The organism is Bacillus cereus group sp. MYBK5-2 (assembly GCF_051915685.1).
Lineage (GTDB): Bacteria > Bacillota > Bacilli > Bacillales > Bacillaceae_G > Bacillus_A > Bacillus_A cereus.
This window is the reverse complement of record NZ_JBQAFE010000001.1, coordinates 671,174-691,913: the sequence shown is the minus strand read 5'-3', so window position 1 is coordinate 691,913 and position 20,740 is coordinate 671,174. Positions and strand designations below refer to the sequence as shown.

Here is a 20,740-nt window from a genome sequence, read left to right as displayed (position 1 = left end):
AAGTGTATGCTTGGCCTTTTAAAATATGAACGAAATCTTCCTTCTACTTCCATTAAAAAAGACGCAGAGAATTTGCGTCTAATATGGTGTCCATTCAATTTGTTTCGCAGTTTCAAACCTTTTTTCTACATCAGGCCAATTTACAACATTCCACCAGTTTTTAATATATTCATCTTTTCGATTTTGGTATTGTAAATAATACGCATGTTCCCAGACATCTAGTACAAGGAGCGGTATCGTATCCCATTGTGTAAATAATTGATGAAGTGTACTTTGCAAAATTTCTAACCTTCCAGACCGGGGTACCCAAACGAGAATTGCCCAGCCTGAACCTTCTACTTTAGAGGCTGCTTCTGTAAAATGTTTTTGGAAACGTAAAAAGCTCCCAAAATCTTGTTCAATTTGTTGTGAAAAAGTTCCTCTTGGACTTCCACCACCGTCTTTTTTCATGTTATTCCAAAATATCGTGTGTAAGTAATGACCTGACCCATGAAAAGCCGCTTCCCTTTCCCAATGCTTAATTAAATCAAATTTATTTGTTTTTCTCGCTTCTTCCATCATCTTCTCTGCTTTATTTAATCCTTCCACGTAACTCCGATGATGTTTATCATGATGTAACATCATAATTTCTTTAGAAATATACGGTTCTAATGCATTATACGGATAAGGTAATGGCGGGAGTGTATGTCCTCCAATTGGGACAGCTCGTTCACTATCCCCTCTTTCATATAATTCATATTCCTCTTCTTCTTGCATAAATACTTCCTGCAAGTGATGCTGAATATGTTCTACATCATCGCTTATTTCATACATAAACTCTGCATCTGTTTCATACTCATGCTCTTTCATACGCTCTAATAACGTCTGAATTTTATAAGCAAGCATATGGACATCATACACTTCCATTGCGCGACTATCTAATACGTGAAGAACACTTTCACACCAATTTTCTACTTCATGAAAGTAATCTGTAAATACACCTTGCTGATTCATGTTGCACCTCCCTAATGCTATCCACTTAACTATATTCAATGAAAATCCCTTATATAACTGTACAAAAGGAAAAGAAGCTAAGTCACCTTAGCTTCTTTTCCTCAATCAATATTTGTGTAACATCTTTGTCTGATAATCCGTCTCATAATATTCTAGTTCTTCACGCATCAATTGAAATTTACCTTCTAAACTCTTCATCACTTGCTCTAAAGATGCAGGTGGTGTTTGTTGAAAAACGATAGAATTTTTCCCTGTATATGCAGACCGACTATTTTCATACCAATGATCACTCTTCGGTGAAAAAAACTCTGCAATTACTTGATGGTAAATCTTATATAAAATTTTTTCAGCTGCTGTTTTTCGAAATGGCTGGCTATTCAACAAAACAAAACATGCATCCTGTCCTTCTTCGCAAAAAACGAGAAGTCGTCTCATTGATGCTAATAACCCTTTATAATATCGCTCATTCCCTGCTGGTGTTTCCTCTAATAAAGAAGGTAACGTATGATAATTTACATAATTGGTTATCAAATTAATAGCATCTTCTAAAAATATAGAAACTTGTTCTGTTTGATTTTCAACCATCAAATTAGACATTTTTTCTCTCTCCTTTGCCATTTCACGCTATTTCTACTCTTTTATTTTTATGTAATTCAGCCAATATTTCTTGTACTTTCGACACCGTTCCCTCATCAAAATATTGTTGAAATTCTTCCATATTATTTAAATACAAACGTTTTTGCGCACGAAGCTCCTTATCTTTCATTAAACAACATATCGCTACAATATCGCGCAAATATATGTTTTGTTCTTCTACTTTATACACTGGATTTCCTTCAAAAGGAGTAATTTCTTGTAAAACTTCTTCAAAATATCGAACGTATAAAACCGAAAAAGTTTTCTCTTTACCATTTAATATATATGTCACTTCAGATCTGTTAAAAAAATTTTCTGATGTATTAGGTTTCTCTTTTTCTAACTCATATCCTACGTAACCTTTTATAATCATATACTCCCCCCTCACCCTTCTTTCACCTTATTCTAACTTAATTTTCTGATAAACGAAATATTCTTTTAAATATACCTATATAAAAAATAGCTCCCCTATACAGGAAATTACCTTTTTATTTTTCTTGAAGTTTGTCATAATAATATTATTGTCTCAGTTTTCTTATACAAGGAGAGTTGTATTTATGTCGTTTTCATGGAAACGTTTCTTACAAATCGGGAAAATTATCTTCCCATTTGTTGTATTAACAATTGTATTCTTTCAAGCAAAAAAAGAATTAGCGGGCATTTCTTTTTTAGAAGCGATTGATACAATTAAAAACATTCCAACTGGAGGAGTCTTTTTAGCAATTACACTTGGTGCATTCGCTGTATCAACAATGTTCTTTTATGACTATGTTATGCTTCGTTACTTAAAAGCTGATATTCCTGTCCAAAAGATTTTCCGTATCTCGTGGATTGCTAATACTTTAAATGGATTTATCGGGTTTGGTGGTCTTGTTGGAGCCGGCGTACGCACAATGCTTTATCGTCCATATATAAAAGAAAATGGAAAACTTATTAAAAGTATCGCTTGGATGACAACTGCCTTTATTAATGGATTAGCCATTCTTTCATTTCTTGGTCTTATCGGAATATTAGACACGAGATTTATTTTGCATGAAAAACCATGGCTATGGCCTGTTCTTATCTTCTTCGCTCTTTTCGTCCCTATATATATCGGATTTTCTAAATTAAAAAATAGAAAAGCGACGCAAACAGAGGAACAAGAAGAAGAGGAGAAAAACCCAACTGTTTTATACTCATTAGTTTCATTAGTCGAATGGGTATCTGCTGGTATTGTTATGTACGTCATATTACTATTATTTGGCATTGAAATCGAATTCCAAAAGTTTTTAGGCGTATATGTTATTGCTGCTTTAGCTGGTGTCGTTAGCCTTGTTCCTGGTGGCCTTGGATCATTTGATCTTGTCTTCTTAACTGGGCTTGGGCAATACGGCATCGATACAGGTGTTTTACTCCCTGCTATGTTATTATATCGTCTCGTCTATTACATCTTGCCCTTCTGCCTTGGTCTCATTTTTGCAGCTTTTGAAATGACAGGAGTAGCCATTAAAAAGTTTGAAGATAAACCTTTTATTGCGCCTGCATTAGAGACAACTGGTGTTATATGGACTTTGCAGCGTGACTTTCTAGGAAAGTTAGGTTCTTGGGCATCTGCTGCTTTAACAGTATTTGCTGGCTTAATGGTTATTTTATCAACCATTCTACCGACAAGTATAAATCGGGCACACGCCTTACATATTCTAGCTCCAAAACATCTTATTCAATTTTCTTTTAGCTTATCCCTAACATTCGGTATTCTCCTCCTCATTCTTTCGCGGGGGATATATTACGGAACAAAACGTTCTTATTATATGACGATTGTTTCTTTAATTGGAGCGGCTATTTTTAACACACTAAAAGGAATTGATGTTGAAGAAACTTTTATTTTATTAATCGTACTCGCTGTATTGTATATGCTTCGTAAAAGGTTTGTACGTGAGAAAATGGAAGTCTCACTTTCCGATATCGTAAAAGTTTTTATATTCCTACTTGTAACGTTATATTTATATAAAAACTTAGGTATTTTATTTGCAGGTGCAAAAGAAGCTTTCAAACCTGATTTTGTCGTTCGTAATATTACACAAGTGAAACGAAGTGCATTAGCAGCTGCCTTTTTTGTTCCTACTTTTTTACTAATTGGTTCACTCATTGCAAATCGTTATCGAAATGAATTTCCTGGGCAACCAGCTAATGATAAACGATTACAAAACTTCTTAGATGAACATGGTGGAAATGTGCTTAGTCATTTAGGTTTTTTAGGAGATAAACAATTCTTTTTCAGTAGTGATGGAAAAGCACTCATTCTCTTCTCAATAACTGGAAAACGGCTTATTGTACTAGGTGATCCAATTGGGGACCCTTCCTCCTATCGTACTGTATTGCAAGAGTTTTTAGCTGAGGCTGATCGATTTGGATACATTTGTGTATTCTATCAAATTGAAAGTAAATGGATGAGTTTATACCACGATTTTGGTTATAACTTCTTTAAGCTTGGTGAAGAAGCTGTTGTTGATTTAAATACCTTTACAATAACAGGAAAGAAACGCGCTGGCATGCGAGCTACTTTCAACCGTTTTGAAAGAGAAGGCTATACATTCTCTATTCATGAGCCACCTTTCTCCGACGAATTATATGAAGAGTTAAGAAAAGTTTCAGATGCATGGCTTGGTGGAAAAAAAGAGAAAGGTTTTTCACTCGGATACTTCGATCGTGAATATATTAGTCGCGCTCCTATCGCAACATTATCTGATGCGGATGGAAAAATTATTGCATTCACAACATTCATGCCTGTATATCAAAACGGATCATTATCTGTCGATTTAATGCGATATTATCCAGATGCGCCTAGCGGCATTATGGACGCAATTTTCATCCACTTATTCCAGTGGGCAAAAGAAAATGAATACCACTCCTTTAATATCGGTATGGCACCACTTTCAAATGTTGGTTTATCCACACAGTCTTTCTGGTCTGAACGAGTGGCTGCTGCAATCTTTAATAACGTTCGTTATACGTATAGTTTCAGCGGATTACGACATTTTAAAGAAAAATATAAACCAGCATGGAGCGGTAAATATTTAGCATTTAGGAAGAATCATTCTTTACCAATTACAATGCTCTCTGTAACAAAATTAATAGGAAAAAGAAAAAACAGCTAAATTCTTAGCTGTTTTTTCTTTTTTGAACTTGTACAATAAATTCTTTTTCATACTTCTTACCATTTATATAGAAATTCCCCCACATTTTATACGTGCCCTCGGCAGGAAATGTAATTCGGTATTGTAATTGCTCATCCGTATCTACAGGCATAGCGTATAAAAAATTCTCCTTCGTTTCATCCACTATATAGAGTGACTCTACTTCTCCTCTCTCTGAATGCAATTTCAATTTTTCACCCTTTTTCGCTTGAAACTGAAATGTTAACGTAACTGGTTCATTCGGATGTAATGCGCCAAATAAAAGAGAAACTTCATACTCTCCTATTTTTTTTGTAAGTACACTGTCGATTGGAAATTTCACTTTTTTCTTATTGTTCTCCTCTTTCGTTCTACCAAAATCTTTCTTAGCGAATGACTCTACGGACTTATTTTTGTCTTCGTATAAAAATATTGTATATTCTTCGTCTTTCGCTATTTTGGAAGATAACTTATATGACCCGTTCCCTGCAAATGTGGGTTTAATTTGTTGTATGTTTTTTAACTGTCCATCTACAATCACTGCCCGCATTTGATCATTTACACCACGAATTTCATTATTCTTGTTGTTTAACAACTGAAATACAATATCTACTTTCTCATTTCCCTTTCCATTTGAAACATCCCACTTTACTTCCTGAACATCTCCTACAGTCTCTTCGTTTTCTTGATATTTTTTTATGTAAAATCCTCCTGCCACAATAAGTACTAACGCAATAAGCCCAATGACAAGATTTTTCAAAACATCACCTACCATTTTTATTGTCTCTATTCATACAAAACTTCTTAAGATATATATTCTAGATTATGATTTATGAAATCCTCCTATTTTGTACATATTACAAATAATAAAAAGATTTTAATTGAAAGGATTCGTAGTGTATAATGCAAATGATATTGATTTCTATCAATACATTATAAGGAGGACTTTTTTATGAGTGTACATATCGAAGCAAAACAAGGCGAAATCGCTGAATCTATTCTATTACCTGGTGATCCATTACGTGCAAAATATATCGCTGAAACATTTCTAGAGGACGTTACTTGCTATAATAATGTGCGTGGTATGTTAGGTTTCACTGGAACTTATAAAGGAAAACGTGTATCTGTTCAAGGTACAGGTATGGGTGTTCCTTCTATTTCTATTTATGTAAACGAATTAATCCAAAGCTACGGAGTTAAAAATTTAATTCGCGTTGGAACTTGCGGTGCAATTCAAAAAGATGTAAAAGTTCGTGATGTTATTATCGCAATGACGGCTTGTACTGATTCTAATATGAACCGTTTAACATTCCCAGGATTTGATTTTGCACCAGCTGCAAACTTTGACCTTTTAAAGAAAGCTTATGATGCTGGAACTGAAAAAGGATTACACGTTCGTGTCGGTAACGTTTTAACAGCAGATGTGTTTTATCGTGAAAGCATGGACATGGTTAAAAAACTTGGAGATTACGGTGTATTAGCAGTAGAAATGGAAACAACTGCTCTTTATACATTAGCAGCGAAATACGGTGTAAATGCATTATCTGTATTAACAGTTAGCGATCACATCTTCACTGGCGAAGAAACAACATCTGAAGAGCGTCAAACTACATTTAACGAAATGATTGAAATCGCTTTAGATGCAGCAATTCAACAATAATACACTAAAGAACTTGTCATACGTCTGGCGAGTTCTTTTTATGTGACTTTTTATAAATAACTACTTTATAAAGAGACAGATTTCTCCCCTCTACTTTCTTGTAACGTTTGTTATAATGAAGTGAAACTTTAATCAGTGGAGGTTTTTTCCATCCCCCACTGATTATTAGTTGAACCAATCGGATTTTACGGGCAATTGATCTCCCGCCTAACTCCCTTGTATTCGCCGAATTTTGAAGTGGGAGTCTTATTGCCCATTAAAGCGGGATAAAGAAATCATTTACAGTATTTCTCATAAGAGGTGACGCAGTGAAAAACAGAAGTATCGTCTTTAAACTATTTTTATTAACATCCACTTTATTTACAATCATATTCCTACTTTTTTTCCTAGGACAATCTCTATTTTTAGAGAAATTTTATATTAATAAGAAAGTAAAAACAGTCCAAACTGCTTTTGAAAAATTCGTAGATAATTATGATAAAAGTGATAAAAGTTATGAGCAGGTTAGAAAACTAAAACAAGAATTTCATGATAAAACAAATGCCGATATGCAGTTTTTGGATTCTAACGGTATTATTAAAAGTGATAACAATTACTATATCGATGTATTTAATCCCAACAATAATAAACAGTATTCCATTCCACTCAATAATCTTTTAACACCAGAAGAATATAATAAATTCGAAAATTTAGGTTTAAAAAAAGATGTAATAATCAATGTTGATGGAGTCGTACAAGAGAATAATATAATCACACCACAAAAATTAGGAACGAATTATAATCAATGGCAGAACGAACATTTCTATTCGGATTTTCAGTCAATTAATGGTAACCCTTCTAAGAACAGACTTGCAAGCCGATACAAATCTACAACTCGAATTGTCTTTACAGGTGTTATAACTAAGTTACAGCTCCCATCCAAAGCGGAGGTTCGTCTTGCAAATGATATTGAAACATTACAAGCCGTTCAATATTTTGCAGATATGATTAGAGAGGGAACTTCTAACTCGAACCAATTAAGTACTTTCATATTAGATGGCGGAGAAAATATAAAAAATAGTATCTTTGTAAAACCGATTATAGAAAATGGAAGGATTACAGAATACGCTTTTGCGATAGCATCTTTGCAGCCTGTTAATGAAGCGATGCTCGTTTTAAAAGATTATTATGTCTATGCCTTAATCATCGTGTTTCTCGTAATTATTTTGTTATCCTTCTACTACTCAAAAATCATTGTTAAGCCATTAATTAAAATAAATCGTGTTACAAAAAAAATGGCTAATTTTGATTTCAGCGAGAAATTACCTGTTACAGCTGACGATGAAATTGGCGGGCTTTCTGGCAGTATCAATACATTATCTGTAAATTTAAAAGATCGAATCGATCGATTAAATGTTGCTAATACAAAGTTACAACAAGATATTGAACGTGAACGTCAATTAGAAAAAACAAGAAAAGAATTCATTTCTGGCGTATCACACGAATTAAAAACACCGCTAAGTGTAATTAGAAGTTTTGCAGAAGGAATTAAAGATGGTGTTAGTAAGGATACTTCGTATTATACTGATGTTATTTTAGAAGAAACAGAAAATATGAACAGGCTGATTGTTGAAATGTTAGAATTAGCAAAGTTGGAATCTGGTACTTACAAACTAGATATGACGACGTTCTCAATCGGTGAATTAACGCAACAAGTCTACACAAAATTATTATTTAGCATGGAAGAAAAACATTTACAAGTGAACATCGATGCAGACTCTTCTATACTTGTTAAAGCAAATCGCAGTCGCATTGAGCAAGTAGTTGTGAACTTACTAAGTAATGCAATCCGTTATACGCCAGAGGGAGAAAAAATACAAGTCTCCATTATAGAAGCAGAAGATACCGTAAAAGTCGAAATCGAGAATACAGGAAACCCTATCCCTGAAGAAAGTCTTGAAAAAATTTGGGATCGCTTCTATCGTCTAGATGCATCGCGTAGCCGTCACACTGGAGGTACCGGTCTCGGATTATCTATTGTAAAAAACATTTTAGACCTCCATCATGCCGAGTATGGTGTGTATAATACGACTAACAGTGTTGTATTCTATTTCAATTTACAAAAAGTAAAAGAAGTCAAATAATTTGTCTTAATTTCACTAGGAGTTCACATGAAATTCACACTCTCCCTTTATAGTAAGAAACAAGTTAATCCTTTCCTTTACACATATAAAAGAGGAGAGTGCGTGAAATGAAACAAGCAGGACAACCTATTCAAAATGAAAAACAATTAGAAACTATCAAAAATATACTTTTACAATCTTCGAAACGTGATGGCTTATTATTCGTATTAGCTGTAAATTCTGGCTTAAAAGTAAGTGAAATCTTACAATTAAAAGTTAGTGATGTAATCGATGAAAATGAAAATGTTCGCCATTCCATTTTATTTTACAATGAAAAAGTGAAGAAACATAAATGGTTTGCTGTAAATGAAGACTTACAGCACGCAATCGAAGACTACATGAAAGAACGTAAAACTTGGAAACGTAATGAACCATTGTTAAAATCTCAAAAAGGAACAAAATCTATTACGAGACAACATGCATGGTACATTTTAAACAAAGCTGCAAAAGAAGTTGGATTAGAAGGGATTAGCTCACATACACTTCGAAAAACTTGGGGTTATTGTGCATACAAATCAGGTGTTGATATTGCATTTTTACAACACTTCTTTGATCACAGTACTCCATCAAAAACTTTAAAGTATATCGGTATTGCTTAATAACTCTTATACATAAAAAAGGTTACCATTTGAAAATTTGGTAACCTTTTTTATATTTCATATTCTCTTTTCTTGTCTCTCCTATACTGTAGTGGTACTCTAATAATAAGGGGGAGAAATTATGAACACACTTACAATTGAATTACCGAAAGAAACGGCTGAAAAACTTGATTTATTAAAACAAGCTTATGAAAAGAAAACAGGTGCTTCTATCTCTGAGAGCACTCTCGTTCAAACACTTATCTCAAAAGAATTTATCCAGGCGATAACTCCTTTTGATTTACAACAATTCGTCAACGGAAAAGAACAGCATTAATGCTGTTCTTTTTTTATCTCTATTTAAAATATACAAAGTTTTATATATATTTTTAGAAAAACCATTGACAATGATAATGATAACCATTATCATTTATTATGAAGCCAACAATTGATGAATCAACCAAACGCTCAGTAACATTGTTACCCCTCTTTTTCATATAGAAAGGCACTGTACATTCCCCCTGTTTGTACAGTGCCTTTCTTGTTTATTATCATTCAAAAAAATTTAATTGCTCCGGCTTCGGCTCACCATATGTAATGTTCATCATTTTCATAAGCTGTTTCGCATTATCTGCTGCATCCCCACCTGAATTGTTGTTAAACAGTACGTATATGTCCTTTGTCTTCTTTTTTAATTGTTCTAGTCTTTCTACCCATTCTTCTAATTCTTTATTGTTGTAGCGATATAAACAGCGAACCGCTCTCCAGTTTTCCCCTTTATCAAGCCAACCATGAACATTTCGACCGTGAAAACGTATTAATGCCATGTCTGAATTCGTAACCTCTAACACGAGTGGCACAGAACCTATCCCAGCCTGTGGTTCATCACAAATTGTATGAATCCATTTCTCTTGTTCTAGAAACTGTAACGTCCTATCTCTCATTTCTGGATAAAACCATGTTTGATTTCGAAATTCTATTGCACATGGTAAACCTTCCATTTTTTCTTTTGTATATCGGAGAAAATCTACATTTTTCTTTTTACAATCAAACCATGGTGGATATTGAAATAAAATCGTTTTTAATTTACCAGCTTCAATTAAAGGAAGAATAGATTGTTTATATACATCAAACATCTCATCGAACGTAGAAAAAGGAATTTCACCTTTCATATGTCCTGTCATTCCTTGATATGCTTTTACGATAAAAGAAAAATCTTTCGGTGTTTCCATTGCCCATTTTGTATAGTTTCGTGCAGGTTGCATCGCATAAAATGAGCTATCCACTTCTACTATAGGAAAATACTCGCTGTATGTTCGTAATTTATTTCTATTTTCATAGGGATTTATGTATAAAGAATCATGATCTCCCCATCCTGTCACTCCAATAAACAGCACATATACCCCTCCCTTTTTAACTTCATCTTCTATTCACTTTCCAAACACTTTGCATCATGTAGCCTTTTCTTTAAGAGTATCCTTATAAAAATATGATATACTATACGGAAGAATTTTTAAAATGAGGGGTTATTTATTTATGCTTCCAAACGATGCTACTGTATCTCATGAAAAACGAATTGAAGAACTAGAAAATAAAGTACGTTTTTATGAAGAACTTGTGAATCAATTACCACATCATTTCACATACAAAAATCCACATATTGGTTTACGAATAAAGAAAACTAGAACAACCCATTCCATTCAAGAAATACCAAAAGAGAATAAAGAGGCTCATTTTCAACTTACTTGTGATTCATTATTTTTATTTGAACAACTCGAAAAACACTTTGTACATATTTTTGATGCCTTTTCACATCATGTAACCTTTGTCGATAATAAAGGGAATATTACTTTATGTAATCAAGTTGCTGCAGATGATTTCGGTGTAATACGAAATGATATTATCGGAAAACCGATTCAACAATTACTAAACTTGCCGGAAGAAAAAATTAAAGCGATTGAAACATTAAAAACGGGAACAGAAATATATAATGAAGAAGTTTTAGACAAAAACTATGGCATTATAAATAACCGAATTATTCGTGATTATAACGGGGAGATTTTTAGAGTTATTAGTGTCTTTCATTATTTAAATACAGAACGTGATGCAGAGAAGTTTTCGTTAGCAGGGCGAATCGCAGCTGGAATTGCACACGAAGTACGAAATCCTCTTACAACAGTACGAGGATATTTACAATTTTTACAAGAAAGTGTTTCTCCATCTAATAAAGAACTATTTAAAAATTTACTTATTCCTGAATTAGATCGAGCAAATAGTATCATTACAAAATTTTTATCTCTTTCAAAAACACGTGAATTTAAAAGAGAACCCTTTCCCATTAATACATTTTTACGTGAGTATATTCAACAGTTACTAGTTAGTGAAGTTTCCTTGCATAATATTTCAATTGATTATAACTTCTCTAATGAATTAGATGATATTTTAGTCAATATTGATCGACATGAACTTGTTCAAGTGTTTTTAAATCTATTTCAAAATGCCGTCGATGCTCAAGGCGACGAACCTCTTTCTATTCAAATTACTAGTTATCGCCTTGATAACTTCGTTCGGATTACTTTCACAGATAATGGAATTGGTATTCCTCCAGCTATTCAAGAATATATCTTTGATCCATTCTTCTCAACGAAGGATTCGGGAACAGGACTAGGCTTGTCAGTAACAAAAAAAATCATCCAAAATCATAACGGCACGCTCAAAATGACTAGTGCTTCAAACGGTACAACTTTCACTATTTCTATTCCAATCTTACCTAAAACAACCCTTGAAAAATTAAATCAATGTAAATAAAGGACTAATGCACGAACTACATGCCAATTGTTAAACACTCCCAACAATTAGCATGTAGTTTTTTATGTTGCACTTTTCTTCTTTACATTATATAAACCTTTCTCTATATCTTACTTATTTCTTTCTAGGTGGGCCAATTTCTTATTTTTTTAGAAATGGTAGTTTGTCCATCACGAATTTAGTATAAATTTCATTTTAATATATAGTAATGACTAATGATTCTATGAAAGAAAAGAATGAAAAGATGAACAATAAAAATAAAGGAAAAGTATTTTATGGTAATGATTGTTGTGAAGTCAGAACTTGCAGTCACATTAACATCCCTAAGTCAGAACTTACAGAATTTGTTAGACTTCTTCAAACTCTTGGTCAAGCTATTCTAGTTCAATATGGATCTGGTTGCCTAGGCGGAGGAACTACGGGGACTACTGGTGCTCAAGGGCCTCAACAAGGACCTGCGGGCGATACAACTGCGACACTATCTGTCTTCCGAATTTACTAACCACAATTTCCGAAAATATTTTGGGAGGACTAGGCACATTTATAAGTAATAGATGTGATTTTGATTGACTATTAAATCTCTCTTTTAATAAAAAGGAGCACTTATTTGGGAGGATAAGTGCTCCTTCTTTACGTTTCTTTACCTCAAATTTACTCTATCTTAATCCTCTTTTTGTATGATAAATAATGAAGTCAAAGATATGAAAGAGGGATGAAAATGAGAGTTATGTCACTAATACGCATTTGGTTTGCTCTTATGGTATGCATTATTTTATGTGTAGGATTTTTTTTAACTCTAAAATATTCCACTATATCAAAAGCAGAGAGAAAAACTGTTCCATACAAACTTTTGTATACAAAACAAAGCAACATCCCTTATTCCAATGCAACAAATAATGAAAAAAAAGTTATAAAAGGAATGCTTATTACGAAAGCTTCTAGTTCCGAGGCGTTACTCCAAATCGCTGAAACGATTAAAGATCAGTATACAAATAAAAAAATCGATGAAATTACACTTTCTATCCACAATGAAAATAATGGTAAGTACGAAGAAGAATTGCCTTACGAACCTATTAGTAAAGGCAAAATAATCGTCACATACGATTCCGAATCCTTTGGCAGTACGAATATTGTACTTAATGAGTAATATCATGTATCTCAACGGATATGGATTAATAGCTAATTAAGATAGACAAAAATCTCTACCGATTAAAATTTTATTTTGTTTTCATACAAAAAAAGAGGCGAATTTTTTTATTCGCCTCTTTCTTTTACCAAAATGAAGGAATCCATTCTTTCACTTTATCAAGCCACTCTTGTTGCTCTTGTTTTCGTTGTTGTTCCTCTTCTTTCCTTCTCTTCTCTTCTTCTTTTCTTCGTTTTTCCTCTTCTATTGTAGTCAATTGTTTTTTATAATCAGCCTCAGATATGAGCGATAACTGGAATGCTTTTTGAGCTGGATTTGCGTTTGCTTTTTTCATAATATCCCGGAACATTGTCGTCGTAATTTGACTACCACCCGGAACATAATGATCGCTATCTGTTTTATCATATCCTACCCAAATCGCACCTACCAAATCTGGCGTGTATCCAACAAACCATGAATCCTTTGCACCGGTGCTCGGGCCATTTACAATTTGAGTAGTTCCTGTCTTACCTGCCGTATCAACATTATTAACTTTCGCCTTTTCGCCCGTTCCCTTTTCGACAACACCTTTTAATAAATATGTCATCTTTTGAGAAACTTTCTCGCTCGTCACTCGTGTCTCTTTCTTATACCACTTTCCAAGCGTTTCACCTTCAGCATTTTGTACCTCCCTAATTGCATGAGCTTCCACTTGGACTCCATCATTTGCAAATGTACTGTATGCTTGAGCCATTACAAATGGAGATGTCCCCACATGCATACCGCCTAAAGCAATCGGATACGTACGATCTTCTGGCACTAATGGGATACCAAATCGCTCTAAAGATTTCAATCCTTTATCTAATCCAATTTGTTCTAATAGCCACACAGCTGAAACATTGTACGACTTTGCCACAGCTTCATACATTGTCACATCACCGTGGAAAGTATGATCGCTATTTTGTGGTTTATATTCTTTAATGTTAAATGGTTCATCTTTTAATATATCGTATACTTCATATCCTTGTTCTAACGCTGGTACATATACAGCCAAAGGCTTTAACGTTGAGCCAGGTTGTCTTTTTAATTGGGTTGCATGGTTAAACTGTAAAAACTGATACGGCCCTCTGCCTCCAACTAGAGCTGGTACACCACCTGTTTTGGGGTTCATAAGAACTACACCCGTTTGCATAAGTTGGTCTGAGCCACTATCTTTGAAATAACTATCATTATTCACAACGTCTTCTACAGCCTGTTGTTTTTTCGGGTCAAGCTCTGTATAAATACGATAACCACCCGCTAAAATTTCATTTTGTGTTAATTCGTACTTTTCCATCGCTTCTCTAACAATATAGTCTACATATTGAGAGTATTTTCCCTTATATTTATCATCAACGCCACGTTTTAACACAAGTCCGCTCTCTTTTTCTTTATTATACTGTTCGTCAGAAATATACCCTTGCTCTTTCATTAAACTTAATACGACATTACGTCTTTCAATTGACTTGTTAAAGTTTTTATAAGGTGAATACGCAGATGGTGCTTTAATCAAGCCCGCAATCGTTGCAGCTTCTGAAATTGTTAAATCTTTTACATCTTTATCAAAATAAGATTTAGCTGCCCTTTTTATACCCCAAGCACCTTCACCAAAATAAATTTGGTTCATATACATTTCAATGATTTCATCTTTCGTATACGTGCGCTCTATTTTTTTCGTTAAAAAATATTCCTTTATTTTTCGGGAGTATGTGCGGTCTTGTGTCAGAAATACATTTTTCGCAAGTTGTTGTGTTATTGTACTTCCCCCTGCTACAACTTCTCCTGCTGTAATATTTTTAAAAACCGCACTTATAATTCCACTATAATAAATACCATGATGGTTAAAAAATTCCTTATCTTCTACTGCAACAATTGCCTGAACCATAATATCAGGAATATCTTTTCTTTTAACGCCTTCTGTTTTCGAGGAAGCTAATTTAGTTGCGACCTCATTATTTGCATCATAAATTAAAGTCGGTTGTGGAACAGCTTGTTTTAATTCAGATATGTCTTGAATGGAAATTATTATATTTACAGCAATAAATAGAGTAACGAATACACTTCCCAATACAATTAATGAATTACGAAGTTTCTTCCTCTTATTGAACCACTCAAGCATTTTTTTAAAATGAGTGTTCTTCAATTTCATTCGTTCACTTCCTTCATTTATTTACACTCTTCTTTTTAAAAGGAAGAATATACCGCCTTTTAAATTTATTATAATAACGTAGTCATTCCTATAGTGTAAAGCTTTTCTTTTACATTCATACTTTTTGCAAGAAAAGGACATTCTACAAGTAAGATATTCACTATTGGATATTAATATTATTAATAGAACAACGAGAGTTATGTTAAGTTTTTGTAAACTTTTCGATAAAATGTTTTAAAAAACGACAGTTTTTTGTTAGAATTGATTAGCCAATATATTTTACATATATTACTTTTGTGGGGGTAACAATAATGGTCTTTAAATCAAAAAAAGATAAATTTTCTGAAATGTTAATGAATGTTTCCGAAAATTTAAAAGAAGGCGCGCAGTTTTTCGTGGAGTATAAAATTAAAAATGCTAGCGATTTAAAAGAGTTTTCTATGCGCATGAAAGAGTATGAGTCAAAAGGTGACTCATTTATTCACGAAATCATTATGGAGTTAAACAAAGCGTTTATCACTCCGATTGAGCGTGAGGACATCCTACAACTTGCAATGAGTATGGATGATGTATTAGACGGATTAGATCACAGTGCTGGTCTGTTCGAAATGTATTCTATTACAGAAGCAGATGAATACATGATTAAATTCGTAGAAGCAATTAATCAATGTGCGATTGAGATTGCAAACTCTGTTGAATTAATGTCTAACAAAAAATTAGTCGACATTCGTACAAATGCGATTAAGATTAAGGATTATGAATCACAGTGTGATGATATTCGCCGTCATGCGATTAAGAACTTATTCTCTCGTGAAAAAGATCCGATTAAGATTATTCAATTTAAAGAGATTTACGAAGAGCTTGAAGAAGTAGCTGATAGCTGTCAAAGCGTTGCAAACGTATTAGAAACAATTATTATGAAGAACGCGTAAGGAGTTTGATCATGGATACACTCTTGATACTGACCGTTTTAGTAGTCATTTGCGCTTTAGCTTTTGACTTTATCAATGGATTTCACGATACAGCAAACGCTATTGCAACGGCTGTTTCAACGAAAGCTCTAAAGCCTAGACATGCCATTATTATGGCGGCTATTATGAACTTTTTAGGCGCAATGACATTTACAGGTGTAGCAAAAACGATTACAAAAGATATCGTTGATCCATTCGCCTTACAAAATGGTTCTCTTGTAATTTTAGCTGCTTTGCTTGCGGCAATAGCTTGGAACTTAATTACTTGGTACTACGGTATTCCAAGTAGTTCTTCGCATGCAATTATCGGCTCAATCGCAGGTGCAGCAATTGCGGCCGCTGGGATTAGCTCGCTAAATCTTAAAGGATTTATTAAAATTATTGAAGCTTTAATCATTTCACCGATTATCGCTTTCGTTATTGGTTATACCGTATACAGTATTTTTAAAGTAGTATTTAAAAACTTTAACTTAACAAAAACGAATAAGAACTTCCGTATATTCCAGATTTTCACTGCAGCATTACAAGCCTACACACACGGTACGAATGATGCACAAAAAGCAATGGGAATCATTACGATGGCTCTTATGGCTAATAACTATCATACTTCTAGCGATATCCCGTTCTGGGTACAATTATCTTGTGCTATCGCAATGGGGCTTGGTACTTCTGTCGGCGGATGGAAAATTATTAAAACTGTCGGTGGACAAATTATGAAAATTCGTCCTGTAAATGGTGTAGCTGCCGATTTATCATCATCACTTGTTATTTTCGGTGCAACATTCATTCACTTACCGGTTAGTACGACGCACGTTATCTCTTCTTCTATTTTAGGGGTTGGTGCTTCTCACCGTGTGAAAGGGGTAAAATGGGGAACTGCAAAACGCATGTTAATTACATGGGTTATTACACTTCCTATTTCAGCTTCTTTAGCTGCTCTGTTTTACTACCTATTACATTTTGTTTTCTAATCAAAAGTCGTCTTCCTTATTTTTCTAGGAAGACGACTTTTTTGTGAACAAGCCTATTTCTCATTAAAAAGCGTGTATAATAATTGGTGGATAAGTTATTTAGAGGAGTTGGCAATTTTGGAATACATCATGTTACTTTTCATCGGACTAATCGCCGGAACAGTCGGCAGCCTAGTTGGGCTTGGAGGCGGAATTATTATTGTTCCGTTATTAATTGGATTACACAGTTTATCACCACAACTTGCAGTAGGGACTTCTATGGTAACAGTCGTTTTCACAGGACTATCTTCCACCCTTACTTACATGAAGCATAAGCGAGTAGATTATAAAAGTGGACTTATTTTATTTATCGGAAGCGGCCCTGGTGGTATTATCGGATCATGGGCAAATAAATTTTTAAACCAAGACACATTTTCTTTATACTTTGGGATTTTCCTTATATTCGTCTCAATTCTACTTATGCTTCGAGACAAATTAAAACCTCTTTCCCTCTCAAATACGTCTGTAATTAAGCGTTCTTTTACAGATAATGATGGAAATACTGTACACTACCAATTCCCACCGTTTCTTGCTATCTTTATCGCCTTTATAGTTGGGTTTATATCTGGATTATTTGGAATTGGTGGCGGTGCCTTACTTGTTCCAGCAATGATGCTTCTTTTTGCATTCCCAGCACATATTGCAGTAGCAACTTCAATGTTCATCGTATTTCTATCAGCAATTGTAAGTTCTGCAACTCACATCTCACTTGGAAATGTCAGCTGGATTTATGCATTAATCCTGATTCCGGGTGCATGGATTGGCGGAAAAATCGGGGCTTACATTAATACAAAACTAAGTGGTAACGCCGTAATTAATTTATTACGTATTACGTTGATTATTCTTGGAACTAGATTAATCATTATTTCCCTTTTATAACGTATTCTTTTTAGAATGCGTTTTTCTTATACACATGAATATAAAAATCCTCCGAGGAGAACAAATAAAATTAAACAAACACATAATAACATATAATTTGAAATATGTACTTTCTTCAAGTTGACCACTCCTATAACTGCGACTGTTATCTTTATGATAGCGAAAAAATAGTTCACTTGCAGTTACAGAGTGCTAACAATGCAAAATCAATTATTACAAATTTTATCCTTATATTTCATTTCTTTGTATATTCTATCGATTTAATAAAAAAAGATGTCATATTGACATCTTTTTTAATGAAGAAGTGACCACCCCATGAAGTCTTCATGTACTTGGCACGCCCTCTTATCGTTTCGATCATATAATTCAGCATAGCTATCTGTTTCTTCATCATAAGCCATCGTATAAATAATTTGGCCGTCTACTTCAACGGATAAAACGACTCCACCTTTCATCTCTTCTACATGAATGATAGCATTCGCCGGAATTCTCATATCCGTCATTCTCATCGCATCTAACAATATACTAAACCCCCTACAGCGTATTCATTGCTAGTACTATTACACACTAAATAGTATACTACTGTAATAGCATACATTTCGTCAATGAAATTGCTGTTGAAATAGCATATTGTCTATATACATATACGCTAAAATAGAAGAAATAGAAACATATTAATGGGGGGCTAACATTGATTCTACACAAAGGAGATGTACTATTCCGTCAAGGCGAGGACGGTCCTTTATACTTTATAAAAACAGGCTTATTAAAAGTAGTTCGGCTAGAAGAAAACGGAACACCATTTTTATTCAATATTATCGTTCCAGGTGAAACGATACCTCATCATTCTTTAATTTCACCGAAAGAATATCACGGTACAGCTATCGCTTTAATAAAAACAGAAGTGGAACCGATCACTAGTAGTGAATGGTATGAGAGGCTTCAAGCAAATCCCGAATCGTATGCTAACATTGCTATGCAATTGCAATCTAAATTAAGAATGATGCAACAACGAATTGATCAATTGACAACCGTCTCTCCGAAAGAACGTCTTCATCGTTTACAAGAATGGTTCACTCTATATTTAGGTGACATTCCTATATATGAAATATTAACACAAACCGAAATTGGCCAACTGATAGGTATACGCCGTGAAACAGTAAACCGTTTATTACGAGAACAAATAAAAAACGAGGTAAAATAAATACCTCGTTTTTTTGCTTATTGTAAGCTTGTTGCTGGGCCGAAAAATTCATAATGAATATGCTCTTGTTTCACACTTAAATCAGTTAGTGCAGCATTTATATGCTTCATAAATGCTACTGGACCACAGAAATAGAACTCTGCTTCAGTTGTCGGAATAATAGTTTTTAACCATTCACTTTCAATGAAACCTTCTTTATCAAAGTTCTTCATTTCTAAATCTTTTTCAGTCGGTGCAGAATAACAAGTATATGCTTTAACTTGTTCATATTCATTTTCTACTGCCTTAACGTGTTCTTTCATTGCATGTGTATTACTATTTATTGCTGCATGAACAAAATATACATTACGTTTTGAATCTTGTTCAATTAACGTATTTAACATACTCATCATCGGTGTAATCCCTACTCCACCACTAATTAGTACAACTGGTAATGTTGAATCCATATTTAACACGAAATCTCCCGCTGGTGCACTTACTGGTAAAACATCTCCTTCTTTTACATGTTCATGTAAGTAATTAGACACTTTACCGTCTGGTGTATCTACACCTTTTTCTTTTTTTACACTAATACGATAATATTCTTTCCCAGGAGCATCGGATAAACTGTATTGACGATTATGTGTATATGTCTCACCTTCAATATTGATTTGAATCGTTACATATTGACCTGGGATGAATGAAGAAACTTTCCCTCCATCTTCAGGTTTCAAATAAAATGACGTAATAACATCGCTTTCCTTCACTTTTTTTACAATCACAAAGTTGCGGAAGTCTTTCCATCCACCTTCTTTATGTGCAGCTTCTTCATACATCTCTGCTTCAATGCTAATGAATGCATCAGCAATGACACCATATGCTTCTCCCCATGCATTTAAAACTTCATCAGGTGCACCTGCGACCTCTTTAATGGCACGTAGTAAACATGTACCTACAATCGGATAATGCTCTGCTTTAATACCTAAACTTCTATGCTTATGACCAATTTGTTTTACAACTGGAATAATAGCTTCTAAATTATCAATGTACGTTGCAGCTGCATAAACAGCATTCGCTAACGCTTGTTGTTGTCTTCCCTTTTTCTGATTTGTATGGTTGAAAATATTCAATAACTCCGGATGTTCCGAAAATAAAATTTCATAAAATTTCGTTGTAATTTCAACGCCTTTTTCTTGTAATAATGGTACTGTTGACTTTACGATTTCAATTGTTTTTGCACTTAACATTGTATCCCACTCCTCTATTTCCTTAACTGTTTTTAGTTTAACTGAATCTTATAATGCAGATTGTGATTTTAATCACTATTAACACGGTGTTTTTGTGAATAATATATGAACATTATATTTACAAAAGAAAATAAGCTAACTAGA

The 20,740-nt window shown here is 33.9% G+C and carries 20 protein-coding genes; 12 read left to right on the top strand and 8 right to left on the bottom strand.

What is annotated here, in order from left to right; translation table 11 throughout:
* Positions 1-78: 78 nt before the first annotated feature.
* The 3 genes from ACTFP3_RS03785 to ACTFP3_RS03775 all read right to left on the bottom strand — a co-directional run bounded on the left by ACTFP3_RS03785 (position 79) and on the right by ACTFP3_RS03775 (position 2,002).
* A complete protein-coding gene (locus tag ACTFP3_RS03785) occupies positions 79-993 on the bottom strand; it encodes a superoxide dismutase (RefSeq protein WP_001075741.1) in 915 nt (304 codons plus the stop codon).
* A gap of 105 nt (positions 994-1,098) precedes the next feature.
* On the bottom strand, positions 1,099-1,590 hold the full coding sequence (locus ACTFP3_RS03780; protein ID WP_000067557.1) for a YpuI family protein: 492 nt from the start codon (positions 1,588-1,590) through the stop codon (positions 1,099-1,101).
* Positions 1,591-1,612: 22 nt separating this feature from the next.
* Positions 1,613-2,002 carry a hypothetical protein gene (locus ACTFP3_RS03775; protein ID WP_440009343.1) on the bottom strand — a complete coding sequence of 130 codons (390 nt, stop codon included), beginning with the start codon at positions 2,000-2,002 and terminating at the stop codon, positions 1,613-1,615.
* A 184-nt stretch (positions 2,003-2,186) separates the two neighbouring features.
* Between ACTFP3_RS03775 and mprF the strand changes: the two genes are divergently transcribed.
* The gene (mprF, locus tag ACTFP3_RS03770; RefSeq protein WP_000010848.1) at positions 2,187-4,766 is read left to right on the top strand and encodes a bifunctional lysylphosphatidylglycerol flippase/synthetase MprF; all 2,580 of its coding nucleotides are present in this window, start codon (positions 2,187-2,189) and stop codon (positions 4,764-4,766) included.
* A 4-nt stretch (positions 4,767-4,770) separates the two neighbouring features.
* Here the strand turns inward: mprF and ACTFP3_RS03765 are convergent, their stop codons facing one another.
* Entirely contained in the window at positions 4,771-5,559 is a 789-nt protein-coding gene (locus ACTFP3_RS03765) for a hypothetical protein (RefSeq protein ID WP_000232606.1), read from the bottom strand.
* Between the two features lie 177 nt (positions 5,560-5,736).
* Here ACTFP3_RS03765 and deoD point away from each other — a divergent pair, with 177 nt between their 5' ends.
* The 4 genes from deoD to ACTFP3_RS03745 all read left to right on the top strand — a co-directional run bounded on the left by deoD (position 5,737) and on the right by ACTFP3_RS03745 (position 9,521).
* Positions 5,737-6,444 carry a purine-nucleoside phosphorylase gene (deoD, locus tag ACTFP3_RS03760; RefSeq protein WP_000110707.1) on the top strand — a complete coding sequence of 236 codons (708 nt, stop codon included), beginning with the start codon at positions 5,737-5,739 and terminating at the stop codon, positions 6,442-6,444.
* Positions 6,445-6,752: 308 nt separating this feature from the next.
* A complete protein-coding gene (locus ACTFP3_RS03755; RefSeq protein WP_000797518.1) occupies positions 6,753-8,567 on the top strand; it encodes a sensor histidine kinase in 1,815 nt (604 codons plus the stop codon).
* Positions 8,568-8,674: 107 nt separating this feature from the next.
* Positions 8,675-9,205: a tyrosine-type recombinase/integrase gene (locus ACTFP3_RS03750; protein WP_000806236.1), complete on the top strand. Its 531-nt coding sequence runs from the start codon at positions 8,675-8,677 to the stop codon at positions 9,203-9,205.
* Between the two features lie 121 nt (positions 9,206-9,326).
* A complete protein-coding gene (locus tag ACTFP3_RS03745; protein ID WP_001094860.1) occupies positions 9,327-9,521 on the top strand; it encodes a DUF3924 domain-containing protein in 195 nt (64 codons plus the stop codon).
* A gap of 214 nt (positions 9,522-9,735) precedes the next feature.
* Here ACTFP3_RS03745 and ACTFP3_RS03740 read toward each other — a convergent pair whose 3' ends face one another.
* A complete protein-coding gene (locus ACTFP3_RS03740; protein ID WP_000897361.1) occupies positions 9,736-10,581 on the bottom strand; it encodes a DUF72 domain-containing protein in 846 nt (281 codons plus the stop codon).
* A 139-nt stretch (positions 10,582-10,720) separates the two neighbouring features.
* Here ACTFP3_RS03740 and ACTFP3_RS03735 point away from each other — a divergent pair, with 139 nt between their 5' ends.
* The 3 genes from ACTFP3_RS03735 (at position 10,721) to ACTFP3_RS03725 (ending at position 13,139) form a co-directional block, all read left to right on the top strand.
* Complete coding sequence (locus tag ACTFP3_RS03735) at positions 10,721-11,992, top strand: ATP-binding protein (protein ID WP_166694835.1); 1,272 nt, start codon at positions 10,721-10,723, stop codon at positions 11,990-11,992.
* Between the two features lie 223 nt (positions 11,993-12,215).
* Entirely contained in the window at positions 12,216-12,494 is a 279-nt protein-coding gene (locus ACTFP3_RS03730; protein ID WP_025689010.1) for a hypothetical protein, read from the top strand.
* A 216-nt stretch (positions 12,495-12,710) separates the two neighbouring features.
* Positions 12,711-13,139, top strand: coding sequence for a hypothetical protein (locus ACTFP3_RS03725; protein ID WP_001265568.1), 429 nt, complete (start codon positions 12,711-12,713; stop codon positions 13,137-13,139).
* Positions 13,140-13,263: 124 nt separating this feature from the next.
* Here ACTFP3_RS03725 and ACTFP3_RS03720 read toward each other — a convergent pair whose 3' ends face one another.
* On the bottom strand, positions 13,264-15,306 hold the full coding sequence (locus ACTFP3_RS03720; protein ID WP_000769245.1) for a transglycosylase domain-containing protein: 2,043 nt from the start codon (positions 15,304-15,306) through the stop codon (positions 13,264-13,266).
* Between the two features lie 311 nt (positions 15,307-15,617).
* Between ACTFP3_RS03720 and ACTFP3_RS03715 the strand changes: the two genes are divergently transcribed.
* The 3 genes from ACTFP3_RS03715 (at position 15,618) to ACTFP3_RS03705 (ending at position 18,166) form a co-directional block, all read left to right on the top strand.
* The gene (locus tag ACTFP3_RS03715; RefSeq protein WP_000231449.1) at positions 15,618-16,238 is read left to right on the top strand and encodes a DUF47 domain-containing protein; all 621 of its coding nucleotides are present in this window, start codon (positions 15,618-15,620) and stop codon (positions 16,236-16,238) included.
* An 11-nt stretch (positions 16,239-16,249) separates the two neighbouring features.
* On the top strand, positions 16,250-17,248 hold the full coding sequence (locus ACTFP3_RS03710; protein WP_000380273.1) for an inorganic phosphate transporter: 999 nt from the start codon (positions 16,250-16,252) through the stop codon (positions 17,246-17,248).
* Between the two features lie 117 nt (positions 17,249-17,365).
* Complete coding sequence (locus ACTFP3_RS03705; RefSeq protein ID WP_000455762.1) at positions 17,366-18,166, top strand: sulfite exporter TauE/SafE family protein; 801 nt, start codon at positions 17,366-17,368, stop codon at positions 18,164-18,166.
* A gap of 293 nt (positions 18,167-18,459) precedes the next feature.
* Here the strand turns inward: ACTFP3_RS03705 and ACTFP3_RS03700 are convergent, their stop codons facing one another.
* Complete coding sequence (locus tag ACTFP3_RS03700) at positions 18,460-18,687, bottom strand: hypothetical protein (RefSeq protein WP_000883009.1); 228 nt, start codon at positions 18,685-18,687, stop codon at positions 18,460-18,462.
* 170 nt (positions 18,688-18,857) lie between these two features.
* On the opposite strand from ACTFP3_RS03700, the gene ACTFP3_RS03695 reads away from it, so the two are divergent.
* A complete protein-coding gene (locus tag ACTFP3_RS03695; protein WP_000600589.1) occupies positions 18,858-19,370 on the top strand; it encodes a Crp/Fnr family transcriptional regulator in 513 nt (170 codons plus the stop codon).
* 17 nt (positions 19,371-19,387) lie between these two features.
* On the opposite strand, the gene hmpA is transcribed toward ACTFP3_RS03695, so the two are convergent.
* On the bottom strand, positions 19,388-20,596 hold the full coding sequence (gene hmpA, locus ACTFP3_RS03690; protein WP_434713883.1) for an NO-inducible flavohemoprotein: 1,209 nt from the start codon (positions 20,594-20,596) through the stop codon (positions 19,388-19,390).
* Between the last annotated feature and the right edge of the window lie 144 nt (positions 20,597-20,740).